13 protein-coding genes are annotated in these 13,197 nt (G+C 37.3%); 7 read left to right on the top strand and 6 right to left on the bottom strand.

Annotated features, from left to right (window positions below; genetic code table 11):
* Positions 1-3 precede the first annotated feature (3 nt).
* From mecA to pepF, 3 genes are all read left to right on the top strand, one after another.
* On the top strand, positions 4-672 hold the full coding sequence (gene mecA, locus ACWPVE_RS02300) for an adaptor protein MecA (RefSeq protein ID WP_453990449.1): 669 nt from the start codon (positions 4-6) through the stop codon (positions 670-672).
* Positions 673-938: 266 nt separating this feature from the next.
* Positions 939-2,174: a competence protein CoiA gene (locus tag ACWPVE_RS02295; RefSeq protein WP_453990448.1), complete on the top strand. Its 1,236-nt coding sequence runs from the start codon at positions 939-941 to the stop codon at positions 2,172-2,174.
* A 100-nt stretch (positions 2,175-2,274) separates the two neighbouring features.
* Positions 2,275-4,098: an oligoendopeptidase F gene (gene pepF, locus ACWPVE_RS02290; protein ID WP_453990447.1), complete on the top strand. Its 1,824-nt coding sequence runs from the start codon at positions 2,275-2,277 to the stop codon at positions 4,096-4,098.
* 76 nt (positions 4,099-4,174) lie between these two features.
* Here the strand turns inward: pepF and ACWPVE_RS02285 are convergent, their stop codons facing one another.
* The 4 genes from ACWPVE_RS02285 to ACWPVE_RS02270 all read right to left on the bottom strand — a co-directional run bounded on the left by ACWPVE_RS02285 (position 4,175) and on the right by ACWPVE_RS02270 (position 6,933).
* The gene (locus tag ACWPVE_RS02285; protein ID WP_453990446.1) at positions 4,175-4,351 is read right to left on the bottom strand and encodes a hypothetical protein; all 177 of its coding nucleotides are present in this window, start codon (positions 4,349-4,351) and stop codon (positions 4,175-4,177) included.
* Between the two features lie 346 nt (positions 4,352-4,697).
* Positions 4,698-5,555 carry a ClpXP adapter SpxH family protein gene (locus ACWPVE_RS02280; protein WP_453990445.1) on the bottom strand — a complete coding sequence of 286 codons (858 nt, stop codon included), beginning with the start codon at positions 5,553-5,555 and terminating at the stop codon, positions 4,698-4,700.
* A 167-nt stretch (positions 5,556-5,722) separates the two neighbouring features.
* On the bottom strand, positions 5,723-6,337 hold the full coding sequence (locus ACWPVE_RS02275) for a lytic transglycosylase domain-containing protein (RefSeq protein WP_453990444.1): 615 nt from the start codon (positions 6,335-6,337) through the stop codon (positions 5,723-5,725).
* The gene (locus ACWPVE_RS02270; RefSeq protein WP_453990443.1) at positions 6,334-6,933 is read right to left on the bottom strand and encodes a CYTH domain-containing protein; all 600 of its coding nucleotides are present in this window, start codon (positions 6,931-6,933) and stop codon (positions 6,334-6,336) included. Before ACWPVE_RS02270 ends, ACWPVE_RS02275 begins: the two co-directional genes overlap by 4 nt.
* A gap of 164 nt (positions 6,934-7,097) precedes the next feature.
* Between ACWPVE_RS02270 and ACWPVE_RS02265 the strand changes: the two genes are divergently transcribed.
* The 4 genes from ACWPVE_RS02265 (at position 7,098) to ACWPVE_RS02250 (ending at position 9,942) form a co-directional block, all read left to right on the top strand.
* Positions 7,098-7,505 carry a UPF0738 family protein gene (locus ACWPVE_RS02265; RefSeq protein WP_453990442.1) on the top strand — a complete coding sequence of 136 codons (408 nt, stop codon included), beginning with the start codon at positions 7,098-7,100 and terminating at the stop codon, positions 7,503-7,505.
* A 31-nt stretch (positions 7,506-7,536) separates the two neighbouring features.
* Positions 7,537-8,160, top strand: coding sequence for a GTP pyrophosphokinase (locus ACWPVE_RS02260; RefSeq protein ID WP_453990441.1), 624 nt, complete (start codon positions 7,537-7,539; stop codon positions 8,158-8,160).
* A 70-nt stretch (positions 8,161-8,230) separates the two neighbouring features.
* Positions 8,231-9,025 carry an NAD kinase gene (locus ACWPVE_RS02255; protein ID WP_453990440.1) on the top strand — a complete coding sequence of 265 codons (795 nt, stop codon included), beginning with the start codon at positions 8,231-8,233 and terminating at the stop codon, positions 9,023-9,025.
* 17 nt (positions 9,026-9,042) lie between these two features.
* Positions 9,043-9,942, top strand: coding sequence for an RluA family pseudouridine synthase (locus tag ACWPVE_RS02250; RefSeq protein ID WP_453990439.1), 900 nt, complete (start codon positions 9,043-9,045; stop codon positions 9,940-9,942).
* A 992-nt stretch (positions 9,943-10,934) separates the two neighbouring features.
* On the opposite strand, the gene prpE is transcribed toward ACWPVE_RS02250, so the two are convergent.
* Both prpE and ACWPVE_RS02240 read right to left on the bottom strand, forming a co-directional pair.
* Positions 10,935-11,672 carry a bis(5'-nucleosyl)-tetraphosphatase PrpE gene (gene prpE, locus ACWPVE_RS02245; RefSeq protein WP_453990836.1) on the bottom strand — a complete coding sequence of 246 codons (738 nt, stop codon included), beginning with the start codon at positions 11,670-11,672 and terminating at the stop codon, positions 10,935-10,937.
* 72 nt (positions 11,673-11,744) lie between these two features.
* Positions 11,745-12,920 carry an FtsW/RodA/SpoVE family cell cycle protein gene (locus tag ACWPVE_RS02240; RefSeq protein ID WP_453990438.1) on the bottom strand — a complete coding sequence of 392 codons (1,176 nt, stop codon included), beginning with the start codon at positions 12,918-12,920 and terminating at the stop codon, positions 11,745-11,747.
* Positions 12,921-13,197: the final 277 nt, after the last annotated feature.

The following is a 13,197-nucleotide window of genomic DNA, read 5'->3' as shown; positions in this document are numbered from 1 at the left end:
GTAATGGAAATCGAACGTATCAACGAACATACTGTAAAATTTTATATATCATATAATGACATAGAGCAACGTGGGTTTGAACGCGAGGAAATTTGGTATAATCGGGAGCGAAGTGAAGAGCTCTTCTGGGAGATGATGGATGAAATTCATCAAGAAGAAGAATTCACGATTGATGGTCCACTATGGATCCAAGTCCAGGCCCTAGAAAAAGGGTTAGAGGTTCTTGTAACACGTGCACAGCTTTCAAAAGACGGAAATAAATATGAGCTTCCTGTTGATGGGGATAAAATCCCTGTTGATGAAAAGATTGAATCATTACTCGACCAACAATTCCATACCAAATACGAGGATAATGATTTTGTAGAACAATTTGAGGAAGAAAACTTTCAATTTTTAATCCGTTTTAATGATTTCGAGGATATAATTTCTCTTGCACATCGAAACCAACTTGAGGGATTACGTAATTCCTTATACTCATTCGAGAATAAGTACTATTTATTTATTGAGTTTAATGAGGAAATTTACACTGAAGATGAACTGGAAGATATGCTTAGCATTGTCCTAGAGTATGGTAGCGAGTCTGCCTTATCGATTCACAGGATTGAAGAATACGGTAAGAAGCTCATGAATGAAAATGCACTAGAAGAAATGGTTAAATACTTTTCACTATAAGTAAAGGTCGATTTCATTAAGATGGAATCGGCTTTTTTTATGTTAGTTAGAAAACGCATGCTTTCCGTATGCCTACAAGAGCTAGTTGGTTGAGGTAGATGATAAAAGGCATCTACGATTACCACAGGACGTGACAATTCGTCATTGTTTCACATCCAAGCGCTTACGCATTTGATTTAAAAAGTTCAAAATTTTTAAATTGTACAACTCTGTCATCTATGCTATTTTTAAGGGGCAGTCCATCAGATAAAAAGGAGATGACATGAGTGTTTGTTGCATTACGTGAAAATGGAGAATATATTTCACTAGTGGAAAAATGGAAGCGCTCAGATTTACTTGAGCTTCGTAACCAAGAAACCTTTCTTTGTCCAGCATGTCGAAAAAAAGTTCAGTTAAAAGCGGGAATGAAGAAAACTCATCATTTCGCACACTTAAAAGGAGCAGAATGCGCAGTTATTAAAACCGAACCTGAGTCAGAATATCACCTCGAGGGTAAGAAACAGTTGTTCCAGTGGTTTCAAGCTCAAGGTTATGATGTAAAGCTTGAGCCATTTTTACCCGAAATCTCACAACGACCAGATCTCTTAGTCAATACTCATGGAAAACGGTACGCGATTGAGTACCAATGTTCAGGGATTGATTACCCCTTATTTAAGAAAAGAACAGATTCATATAGGAATGAAGGAATCGTACCCATTTGGATTTTGGGTGCCAAATGGTTTAAACGATTGTCGACTCATTCTGTTAAGCTCTCATCCTTTCAGTGGCTTTTTGCTACATCTTTCAATCAACCGATTCGACCTAGTATTTTGTATTACTGCCCAGATACCTCTACATTTGTAAAGCTCTCCAATTTACTACCATTCACATCTACGGAAGCCTTTTGTTCCATTCATTTTTATAAAGAACATGTGCTGTCCTTTCCGATGTTATTAGCTCCAAACCAATCTACATTCCCATTACTTTCATTGTGGGTAAGCAAAAAATATAATTGGAGAGTTCGCTATTCTATGCATTCATCCCCTCAGTTAGCTTCATTATTAACGACCTTATATGAAAAACGAATTCCGCCAGCTCTTCTACCTGTAGAAGTTGGAATACCTGTCCATTCAGGGTATTGGTTCCAGACAGCTCCAATGATATGGCAAATATGGCTGTTACTTGATCTATTGCTTCCTCTTAAGGTAGGAGATACGTTCTTTTTTTCAAACATAATGCGGGTCATCTCAAATCGAATCACTGAAAAAGATATATCAATTAGGTACCTTCCGCTAGTTTTTCATACTCAATACTCTCTTGCAGTAGAAGAATATTTACTTTTCTTAGTATCCGTGGGCAAGCTAAAAATACTAACTAAAACGAAATATCAAAAAGTAGAGGACTTCCAACTCCCTAAAAGTATGGAAGAAGCAAATACCAATGATAAAATACTTTTAGAAAAATACTTGGAAACTGTTGGAAGGCATGATGGAAATGGATTTGTACAACATAATATGGGATAGAACTGAATTCATTGAGCATAAACTTTTTATGATAAAAAAAGGAGATACATCCGACAGTATCGAATACTTTTATGTGAATAGGAAATAGGAGGTATATAGAATGACGAAACAATCAACCGTAAAGAAGCTTCCGAATCGAGATGAAATTCCTGAGCAAGACACGTGGAAATTAGAAGATATTTTTGCTACAGATGAAGATTGGGAAAAGGAATTTAAAGAAGTAAAAGAGTTGATACCCGAAATTCAAAACTTTCAGGGGAGTCTAGGTGAATCCGCGGACAAGCTATATGAAGCTCTAGCCTATCAAGATGCGATTTCTTTAAGAATGGGGAAACTTTATACATATGCACACATGCGTAATGATCAAGATACTTCAAATTCCTATTATCAAGGATTATACGACAGAGCAACAAATCTATATACACAGGTAGGTAGTGCTCTTTCATTTATTGTTCCAGAAATTCTTTCTATAGATGAAGAAAAGATCAAATCCTTTGTAGCTGAAAAAGAAGAATTGAAAGTGTACGAGCATGCATTACATGATATTAATCGTGAGCGTCCGCATGTTCTTTCTGCTAAGGAAGAGGCATTGCTGGCACAAGCATATGAAGTAATGGATTCTTCTAGCAATACTTTTGGAATGCTGAATAATGCAGATTTAACATTCCCAACGATTAAGGATGAGAATGGGGAAGAGGTTGAAGTTACACATGGTCGTTATATTCGCTTCCTAGAAAGCTCAGACCGTCGTGTACGTGAGGATGCATTTAAAGCTGTGTATGATACATATGGGAAATTTAAGAACACATTTGGAAGTACATTGAGTGGAACCGTTAAGAAAGATAACTTTAATGCCCGTGTTCGTAATTATAAATCAGCTCGTGCGGCAGCATTAAGCAGCAATAATATTCCTGAAACTGTTTATGATAATTTGATCAATACCATTCACGATAATCTGCCACTTTTACATCGCTATGTAGATCTTCGTAAAAAGGTGTTAGGTGTGGATGAGCTCCACATGTATGACCTCTATACGCCTCTTGTAAAAGACGTGAAGATGGAGGTTTCCTATGAGGAGGCAAAAGAGTACATCCTAAAGGGGCTTGCTCCACTTGGAGAAGATTATTTGGGTGTACTAAGAGAAGGTTTTGAGAATCGATGGGTGGATATCCATGAGAATAAAGGGAAGCGAAGCGGGGCCTATTCTTCTGGAACATATGGAACCAATCCATATATCTTGATGAACTGGCAGGATAATGTGAACAATCTCTTTACATTGGCCCATGAATTTGGCCATTCCGTTCATAGTTACTATACAAGAAACAATCAACCATACACATATGGAAACTACTCCATCTTTGTCGCAGAAGTAGCGTCAACTTGTAATGAGGCATTGTTAGGAGACTATTTATTAAAAAATATAGATGACGACCAAAAGAAATTGTATCTATTGAATCATCAATTAGAAGGTTTTAGAGGTACTGTTTTCAGACAAACCATGTTTGCAGAATTTGAACATATGATTCATTTGAAAGCTCAAGAAGGTGAGGCATTAACTCCTGACTTGTTTACAGAGATGTATTATGACCTCAACAAGAAATATTTTGGACCAAATATTGTCGTGGATGAAGAGATTGGTTTGGAATGGTCTCGTATTCCGCATTTCTACTATAATTATTATGTGTATCAGTATGCAACTGGCTATAGTGCAGCGACTGCCTTAAGTAAACAAATCTTAGAAGAAGGCAAGCCAGCAGTTGATCGATATATCAATCATTTCTTAAAAGCGGGAAGTTCTAAATACCCAATTGAAGTACTTAAAGATGCCGGTGTAGATATGACCTCAGCAGAACCAATCAAAGAAGCATGTAAAGTATTTGAAGCAACCCTAACTGAAATGGAAAAATTATTAGAGAAAAAATAGAACGAAGGGGCAACCAGTTTTGGTGCCCCTTTTACATTGTATAAGATATGGAAGATGCTTTTCACATTTGTTCTTACTAACGAAAACCCTTGAAACGATTTCGTTGGTTATAAATAACGAGCGTTACAAGTAATGAAAGAAATAATAGAGGAGCCGTAATATATAAGGGGATTAGTTTCATTAATCCTAATAAATTTAGCCCAAATGTAATGATGATCATTAAACTTCCGATTATCAGTCCAATTCTCCTCACTTTATGTCCTCCTTACCATAGATGTAGGTATGATAATTTCTTTAAGTTGATTCCTTAAGTAACTAACAAGTGAATGCCAGTAGCGTAGTGATACTATATTTTTATGTCCAAGCGCTCACTTTAAGAATAGGAATTTGACAACTTTGTGAAAGAATGTACAAATAGTTGAAAATGGTTATCAATCTTTGCTATTATTTAATCAAGAAGTAATCACACAAACAACACCCCTTTGTTTGAAGTGAAATTTCTCCCATCCCCTTTATTAATAGAAAAAAGACTTGGAACAAAAAATGTTCCAAGTCTTTTTTATTGTCAAGATGATTGACTTACAATACGCCGAGTGCTTTTAATCTAAATATCTCCAGAAGGTTCCGTATTTAACGGGAACTTGTTCCACTTTTTGCTTTAATAAAAGCTTCTTCATTTCACGTTCAACTTCTGGTATTGGCAAGTCATAAAGTACAGAGATTTCTTTTGATGCAACGAATTTATAGTATTTTAAGAATTCTTCGATTGGCGGCGGGGGAGTTGGTTCAATTTTTTTACCTAGCATATCGTAAATAATATTTACGTACATCTCATAAGGATAACAGCCAGTAATTTTTAAACCTTCTTCCTCGATGTTTTCATTAAAGAAAACCAATGTTGGAATTTCCTCTACTTCCATTTCTGAAGTGATTTTTAAATCACATTGAAATGCCTTTGCTGCACTTGATGAATGAAGGTCATTTTGGAACTCATTTACATCAAGTCCGACCTCCTCTGCACAAGAAACTAATACATCTGGATCTGAAATATCCCGTTTTTCAAGAAAGAGATTTTCTTGAAGTTTTCGTAAAAAACGAATGCCAGCTCTTTTACCTTGTAATTCCGCGGCTTTTATCCCAATTGAAACAGAATGCGGTGCAGAAATTGGGTTTTCAAGCCATAGACTTCCATCACAAGACATTCCTGACCTACTAGCAGTCCGTTCCCAAACTTGTGCTAAGTCTTGCGGTTTTTTCTTCTTTTGTATATTTAAGGAAGCAAGGCGGCCACTTAAAATATGGCGAAGCGTAAAATACGTTCCATATTCGATTGTCAGCTTTTTTAAAATGGGTTCCAATGCCCAACAGTCTGGACATAATGGATCAATAAACATATAGATTTCCAATGGACGGTTGCTAGATGAATGATTGAATCCCACCTTTTCAGTGTGTTTCAAGACCTTACCCCTTTCTACCCGTCAGGAGTGACTTTCATTAGTTGAGTGTATTAACATTTTATCAATGGACGAGGATTAACTCAAATAAAGCGCACTTTTCATAGTAATAAATAACTATTATGGAAAGAAAAAGAAAACTCTCCCTGCTTGTCCAGGAAGAGTGCGTCTTATCCAACATAGGATTGAGTTACTTTTCTAACATAATTTTGGGTCTCTTTGAAAGGAGGAATTCCACCATATTTGTCCACATTCCCAGGCCCCGCATTATAGGCTGCAAGTGCAAGTGAAACATTCCCGTTATAACGGTCTAGCATGTTTCGAAGGTATTTTGTCCCTGCTTCAATATTTTGAGCAGGGTCGGTTAAGTTTGTTACCCCTAAGCTCCTAGCTGTAGCAGGCATCAATTGCATAAGTCCAGTAGCACCTGCATGACTTTTTGCATTTGGGTTAAAGTTAGACTCATGTTTTATGACAGAACTTATTAAGCGAGCATCCACGTTGTACTTTTGTGCCGCGTTTTGTATCAACTCATCATAATTGCTTGTAGTGGATACTGAATCTGTATTAGAGATTGTTAAAGGCATGAAGTGCTGGTTACGAGTTAAAGATAATGAACTCACCTTCGAACGATTGGTTTCAGTTGGTATATTAGGTAAAGTAGACATCAGTTGTAACATCATGTCCTTAAATACGGAGTTGGTATTACTCGATGATGTCGAATCAGTTACTGAGACATTTCGTAACGCTTGAAGTTCCAGCAAAACTTTAAAATCAATTTTCATCTGGATTCGTCTCCTAGTAGAATTTGTTTCTTTCGATTATAGAATCTACGAATTTTGTTATCTGTTTTTCGAATAGGTATTTGATATTGATTTAGTAACTCCAAGAAAACTTTCTTTCCGATTATTTCATTTGTTACTTCATATTCTACCTCGAAATCGGTTGTATTTAAATAGTAACTCTTATCCAATACAAGTAAACCATTATTATATTCGACTTCTGCTCGTTTGGTTTTAAGTGACCCAAAGTAAGTAACATCTGTTGGGGCAATCGATAACGTTTTTAAAATAGTAGAAACCTCACCTTCAACTAACCTTCCACCATTAAGCATTTGGTGCGCTTCTTCCTCAGTCAGTACTTGATGGGTTTCTAGTAAACCACGAGCAACTGGTTGTTTTAAAGTAAGTGTATAAAGCCCTTTTTTTTCGCGGATTCGTAATGCAGACCCATGGTTTTTTAAAGAAAATTCCGGTGTATCAAAGTAAAAATTCTCTTGAATTATTTTTTTGTCTTCACCAAGTGAAAACTCTGTTAGTAATAGATTATATTCAGCTTCTTCCAATAAATTTTTAAATTCAATCTCAAGCTCTTGTGACATACTTTCAGTCCTTTTACACATTTTGTTTTATTATATCATTAGTGTCGACTTTTTTCGGAAATGATTATCAGTTTCTTTAACGAAATGATGTACATATGATAAAATAGGTGTGGATTTGGAAATTATTAAACTTGAATCGTGAAAAGTAATAAAGGAGATTATTCATGCAGAAACGTATTGAAATAAGTCATTTTAATTATTCCAACAATAAATTGGAGCTTAAAGCAGAACAGACAGAATTTGATACTACTGGATTAAGCGCAAGTGGACAAATGTTGGTTGATTCTGATTCATTAGCATTCATTTACAAACTAGAAAATGAGCAAGAGTTTATTTATGTCAGCCTGAATTCGGATTTATGGCCATCACTTAAAAATATTATTGCAGAAAAACAACAAGTCTTTTTACACCTAGATGACAATCATGAAATTGAATTAATCGATATTATTCCTGAATTAGAATACCTTTTACAAAACATCGAAGGTAATGCTAATTATGGTGAAGAAATGGTCGAATTGGTTGAAAAAACATTTTTATCCCATTCAGTGGAAGATGAAAAAATCACTGATTAAATAAACAAGTAAGAAAAAACGGGGGTCGATTATGAATAAAGACTGGGATCTTTTTTTGGCTCCGTACAAGCAAGCTGTTGACGAGCTAAAAATCAAGCTTAAAGGAATGAGAACGCAATATGAAATGCAAGGTACCCATTCCCCAATTGAATTTGTAACTGGTAGAGTAAAGCCAATCCCGAGTATTTTAGATAAAGCGGAAAAGAAACAGATTCCGCTAGACAAACTTGAAGAAGAAATACAAGACATCGCAGGATTACGTATGATGTGTCAATTTGTAGATGATATTAAGCGTGTCGTTGAAATTTTACGAAAGCGGAACGATATGGAGATCATTGAAGAACGTGATTATATCACAAGAAAAAAAGCGAGTGGATACCGTTCTTATCATCTTGTCATCAAATATCCAGTACAAACGATTGATGGTGAAAAGAAAATCTTGGTAGAAATACAGATTCGTACACTTGCGATGAACTTTTGGGCAACAATTGAACATTCTTTAAACTACAAATATAAAGGCAGATTTCCTCAAGAAATTGAAGACCGCCTTCAACGTGCAGCAGAGGCTGCGTTTTTGCTAGACGAAGAAATGTCAAAAATCCGCGGAGAAATTCAAGAAGCGCAAGCAATTTTTTCAAGAAAAACTGAAAAATAATATGCCTGTAATCAGTGAGGATATACTGCTCATTATTGCGGAATAAATCATAATAGATAGGGTGTAAAACATGAAATTTGCTGTAACTTCGAGAGGTGACTCGAACTCGAATACATTAATGCATAAAATCAAAACGTATTTAATGGATTTCGGGCTCACATATGATGAGGATCAACCTGATATTGTTGTTACTGTCGGAGGAGATGGAACATTATTATATGCCTTTCACCGTTACCGCAGTCGATTAGATAAAACAGCATTTGTAGGGATTCACACAGGACATCTCGGATTTTATGCAGACTGGGTTCCTGAAGAAATAGAGAAACTTGTAATTGCAATTGCAAAAACACCTTATCAAGTAGTGGAATACCCATTACTTGAAGTGTATATTCGTTACATTAATGGTGGACGTGAATCGAGATACCTTGCTTTGAATGAATGTACGGTAAAAAGTGTGGAAGGATCACTCGTAATGGACCTTGAAATCAAGGGCCAACTATTTGAAACTTTCCGTGGTGATGGACTATGTATATCAACGCCTACAGGAAGTACTGCGTATAATAAAGCCCTTGGTGGTGCAATCTTGCATCCTTCTATTGAGGCGATTCAAGTTGCGGAAATGGCTTCTATTAATAATCGGGTGTTTAGAACGATTGGTTCGCCGTTAATTTTACCGAACCATCACACTATTTTATTAAAGCCAGTTAATGATGTGGACTTTCACATAACGATTGATCATTTAACACTTTTACACAAAGATGTTAAATCTATTCAATGCCGTGTGGCTGCAGAAAAGGTACGATTCGCTCGTTTTCGCCCTTTCCCATTTTGGAAAAGAGTGCGTGATTCATTTATTTCAGATTAATGAAGGGATAGAGGATTTTGGCGGCTTTTACATTAGAGTGGCACATATCGGCAGACGATAGTGGTAAATTCGTTAGAGAGTTTCTAAAAGAACAATCGATTTCAAAAACGGCTCTAACGGATATTAAATTTGCTGGGGGCGGCATTTTCATAAATGGAACGCCAGTTACCGTTCGTCACAGACTTTCAAAGGGTGAGATTCTCAAAGTTGTTTTTCCACCAGAGGCACCAAGCTCCGATTTGCAACCTGAAAATTTACCTTTGCATATCGTTTACGAAGATGCCTATCTACTAGTTGTAAATAAACCACCATATCAGCAATCAATTCCATCACGTGAAAGTTCTAGTGGGAGTCTGGCGAATGCATTGATTTATTACTACGATTCTATAAGTCATAATGCAACCGTGCATTTAGTAAATCGACTTGATCGTGATACTTCTGGATTATTGTTAGTCGCCAAACATCGCCATATTCACCATTTGATGTCTGAGCAACAAAAGGCAGGAAAATTGAAAAGAATATACGAAGCCATTGTGCATGGGGATTTTGCTATTGAATCTGGTACGATTGATGCACCAATTGGTAGGAAAGACGATAGTATCATCGAACGACAAGTACGTGAGGATGGACAGAAGGCGGTTACTCACTTTAAAGTTGTTGAGAACGTTGGAAAGTGGACTCATGTGCAACTTCAATTAGAGACAGGGAGAACACATCAAATTCGAGTCCATCTATCTCATATCGGTCATCCAATCGTTGGGGATGACTTGTATGGTGGAGAGCGTAAAGAGATTGCACGGCAAGCACTCCATTGCTGTAAACTTCGGTTCCAACACCCAATGGATAAAAGAAAGCTAGTCTTTGATGCGGAAATGCCAAACGATATGAAAGAGTTATTAAGAAAAGCGACCATTTGAAGACGGTCGCTTATTTTTGGTTTGTGGTACTCGGGACGAGCTGGAGTAACGTGGTAATCCAATTATTAGGAGGATGATGGTACTCGGGATGAGTTGGAGTGTCGAGGTAATCTAATTATTAGGAGGTTGATGGTACTCGGGATGAGTTGGAGTATTGCGATAATCCAGAAATTAGGAGGATGGTGGTACTCGGAAGGAGCTGGAACTCCACAACATTCCAATTATTAGGAGATTGATAGCACTCGAATCGAGTTGGAGTATCACGATAATCCAATTATTAGGAGGATGATGGTACTCGGGATGAGTTGGAGTGTCGAGGTAATCTAATTATTAGGAGGATGATGGTACTCGGGATGAGTTGGAGTATTGCGATAATCCAGAAATTAGGAGGATGGTGGTACTCGGACGGAGCTGGAGTGACGTGGTAATCCAATTATTAGGAGGATGATGGTCCTCGGGACGAGTTGGAGTATTGCGATAATCCAGAAATTAGGAGGATGGTGGTACTCGGAAGGAGCTGGAACTCCACAACATTCCAATTATTAGGAGATTGATAGCACTCGAATCGAGTTGGAGTATCACGATAATCCAATTATTAGGAGGATGATGGTCCTCGGGACGAGTTGGAGTATTGCGATAATCCAGAAATTAGGAGGTTGATAGTACTCGGCCCGAGCTGGAGTATCATGATAATCCAATTATTAGGAGGATGATGGTCCTCGGGACGAGTTGGAGTATTGCGATAATCCAGAAATTAGGAGGATGGTGGTACTCGGGACGAGCTAGAGTACCACAAAAATCCAGAAAATAGGTGCCTGATAGCCCTCGAACAGAGCTCGCGTGCCTCCTAAATCCACATTTTAGGAGACTCACAGTACTCGAACCTACCTGGAGCGACTCCAATATCCATTGATTGCGCTCCAACCCACTCTTAGTAACCTATCATCCAAAGAACAAATCATATCTGTTTTCAAACAGTCATCCACCTAAACCTAGTCAAACTCCCGAAATTTTTCTGCGACGCATGGCATCGAAGAAGGGACACTGACTGTCTCCATTTCAGGATATCTCAGCGCCGTTAAGTGTCCGCCAAATACACAGCCAGTATCAATATTTATCGTGTTATGTATACGTCTTGGTTCCTTCACGGGGGTATGACCATAGACAATCCATGAGGATCCTCGATATTGCTTCGCCCAGTCACGTCTAACGGGGGTACCATCAGGATTACTTTTACCTGTGATATCACCATACAAGACAAAGGTTTTTACTTTTTTATCTGTGCGACCGATATAATCTTCACGGATTCCAGCATGCGCAATGACTAGTTTCCCACCATCCAACCTTTCATATAGCGGAGCTTTTTCATATAACTCAATAAACTGATTACGGACTGAGTCTTGTTCTTTACTACTCAAGGCCTCATATTCTGCAACGGTTGTTTCCAAACCGTGTGTGACTTGGACGTTACTCCCAAGGAAGTATCGATATAGTTTGTTGCAGTGATTTCCTGGTACATAATAGGCTTTTTTCTCTTGAACTACAAGTTGATAGACGGTTTCAATTACCCGTAGTGATTCAGGACCTCTGTCTGTTAAATCTCCAACAAAAGTAAGTACCCGATCAGGATGTAGTGGAATCCCACTTTCCCACGAATATCCAAGCTTCTTTGTTAGTTCTTCAAACTCCTTAAAACATCCATGTATGTCGCCGACTACATCAATTTTCATCATGAACACCCTTCATATAAAAATAAAGCCACTCTTCCTAGTATAAGAAGAATGGCTCAAAATTATTTTTGGTTAATCAAACATAAACTTCTTTGTCCTCGAACGAACATTTAATACAATCCCAATCGCTACCATATAGGTTGCTAGGGAACTACCCCCGTAGCTAATAAAAGGTAGCGGTAAACCTGTGATAGGTAAAATACCTACTGTCATCCCGACGTTTTGGAACACTTGGAACGTAATCATACCGATTACACCTGCACATAAGTAACTTCCGAATGGGTCATGACTTTCAAGTGCAATATGTATCATTCGGTAGATTAATAAGAAGAATAAAGAAATAATGATACTTGTTCCAACAAAACCGAATTGTTCGGCCACTACAGCAAATATAAAATCGGTGTGTCCTTCGGGGATTGTTACCTCAGATTCACGAAAGCCTTTCCCTTGCAATTGACCAGAACCAATCGCGAGCAGAGAACGAACTAGTTGGTGCCCTTCATTACCTGCAGTCCCCCAAGGATCGAGCCAACCATAAAAACGACTCATTTGGTAGTCTTCAATAATGTACTCAAAGAAGAAGTCAGGAAAGTTGAAATAAAGAAAAACACCTAAAGATACCGTGAAAACAGCGGTAAATACAGCAGATAAAATGATTCTCCATTTAATTCCAGCTACAAGTAACATAGTAGCAATTATTGCCATAAAGACCATAGTCATTCCCATGTCTGGCTGCAAGACTAATAATCCAATCGGAGGAGCTGATGCTAACATAATTTTTCCAATTAGAACGAGATCATCCTTCACAGTACTAATCGGATATTTTTCACGGTGGTCGACAATAATTTTACTCAATACAATGATGATGATGATCTTCATTAATTCTGATGGCTGGAAACTCGCAAATCCAAAGTTATACCAGCTTGTTGCTCCTTTGACTTTACTGGCAAAGGGGATGTCAACAATATATTTTTCAACAAAGAGTCCAAATAATAATACCATCCCAAATCCATATAGATACCAGGAGATCATTTTGAAACGGTCAAAATCGATTACCATTGTCCCGGCAATTGCAACGAGGCCAATGACATACCACTGAATTTGCTGAGCTGAGAAATTTATATTTTTAAGCTTTTCTGGTAAAAATGGCTGTGCACTTTGAATGGCAATCACACTAACAATGGCCATAAGGAATAAAATAAACAATAATGTATAATCAATTTTCTGTGGATTATTTTCTTTATTCATGGATAAAAAAATCCTTTCTAATCAAGCACGATTTTTATATCATAGAAAACAGGGTATAAGTTATAGCTAATTTTACAAAGGTGCTTAGTGAAAAAACACCATGAACCTGTGAAATCTAGCCAATCGCGTTTTCAAGGTAGCATTTGTCTAAGCTAAAAGTGCGCTAAGCGCATTTAAATGAGCCAATTCTATCTTAGCTCATTTTTGGATGATTGCAAATCATAACATAGTAGTTATTAAAAAAATAATAATATACATAAGGTAGAAAAAAGTAAAT

The organism is Bacillus nitroreducens (assembly GCF_964021195.1).
This window is presented reverse-complemented; position numbering and strand designations above follow the sequence as displayed.

What these genes read in the sequence shown, in the direction of transcription:
- ACWPVE_RS02265 (WP_453990442.1), top strand. Translation starts at nt 7,098, where the DNA reads ATGCAGAAACGTATTGAAATAAGTCATTTTAATTATTCCAACAATAAA.
- pepF (WP_453990447.1), top strand. Translation starts at nt 2,275, where the DNA reads ATGACGAAACAATCAACCGTAAAGAAGCTTCCGAATCGAGATGAAATT.
- ACWPVE_RS02240 (WP_453990438.1), bottom strand. Translation starts at nt 12,920, where the DNA reads ATGAATAAAGAAAATAATCCACAGAAAATTGATTATACATTATTGTTT.
- mecA (WP_453990449.1), top strand. Translation starts at nt 4, where the DNA reads ATGGAAATCGAACGTATCAACGAACATACTGTAAAATTTTATATATCA.
- ACWPVE_RS02260 (WP_453990441.1), top strand. Translation starts at nt 7,537, where the DNA reads ATGAATAAAGACTGGGATCTTTTTTTGGCTCCGTACAAGCAAGCTGTT.
- ACWPVE_RS02270 (WP_453990443.1), bottom strand. Translation starts at nt 6,933, where the DNA reads ATGTCACAAGAGCTTGAGATTGAATTTAAAAATTTATTGGAAGAAGCT.
- prpE (WP_453990836.1), bottom strand. Translation starts at nt 11,672, where the DNA reads ATGAAAATTGATGTAGTCGGCGACATACATGGATGTTTTAAGGAGTTT.
- ACWPVE_RS02255 (WP_453990440.1), top strand. Translation starts at nt 8,231, where the DNA reads ATGAAATTTGCTGTAACTTCGAGAGGTGACTCGAACTCGAATACATTA.
- ACWPVE_RS02275 (WP_453990444.1), bottom strand. Translation starts at nt 6,337, where the DNA reads ATGAAAATTGATTTTAAAGTTTTGCTGGAACTTCAAGCGTTACGAAAT.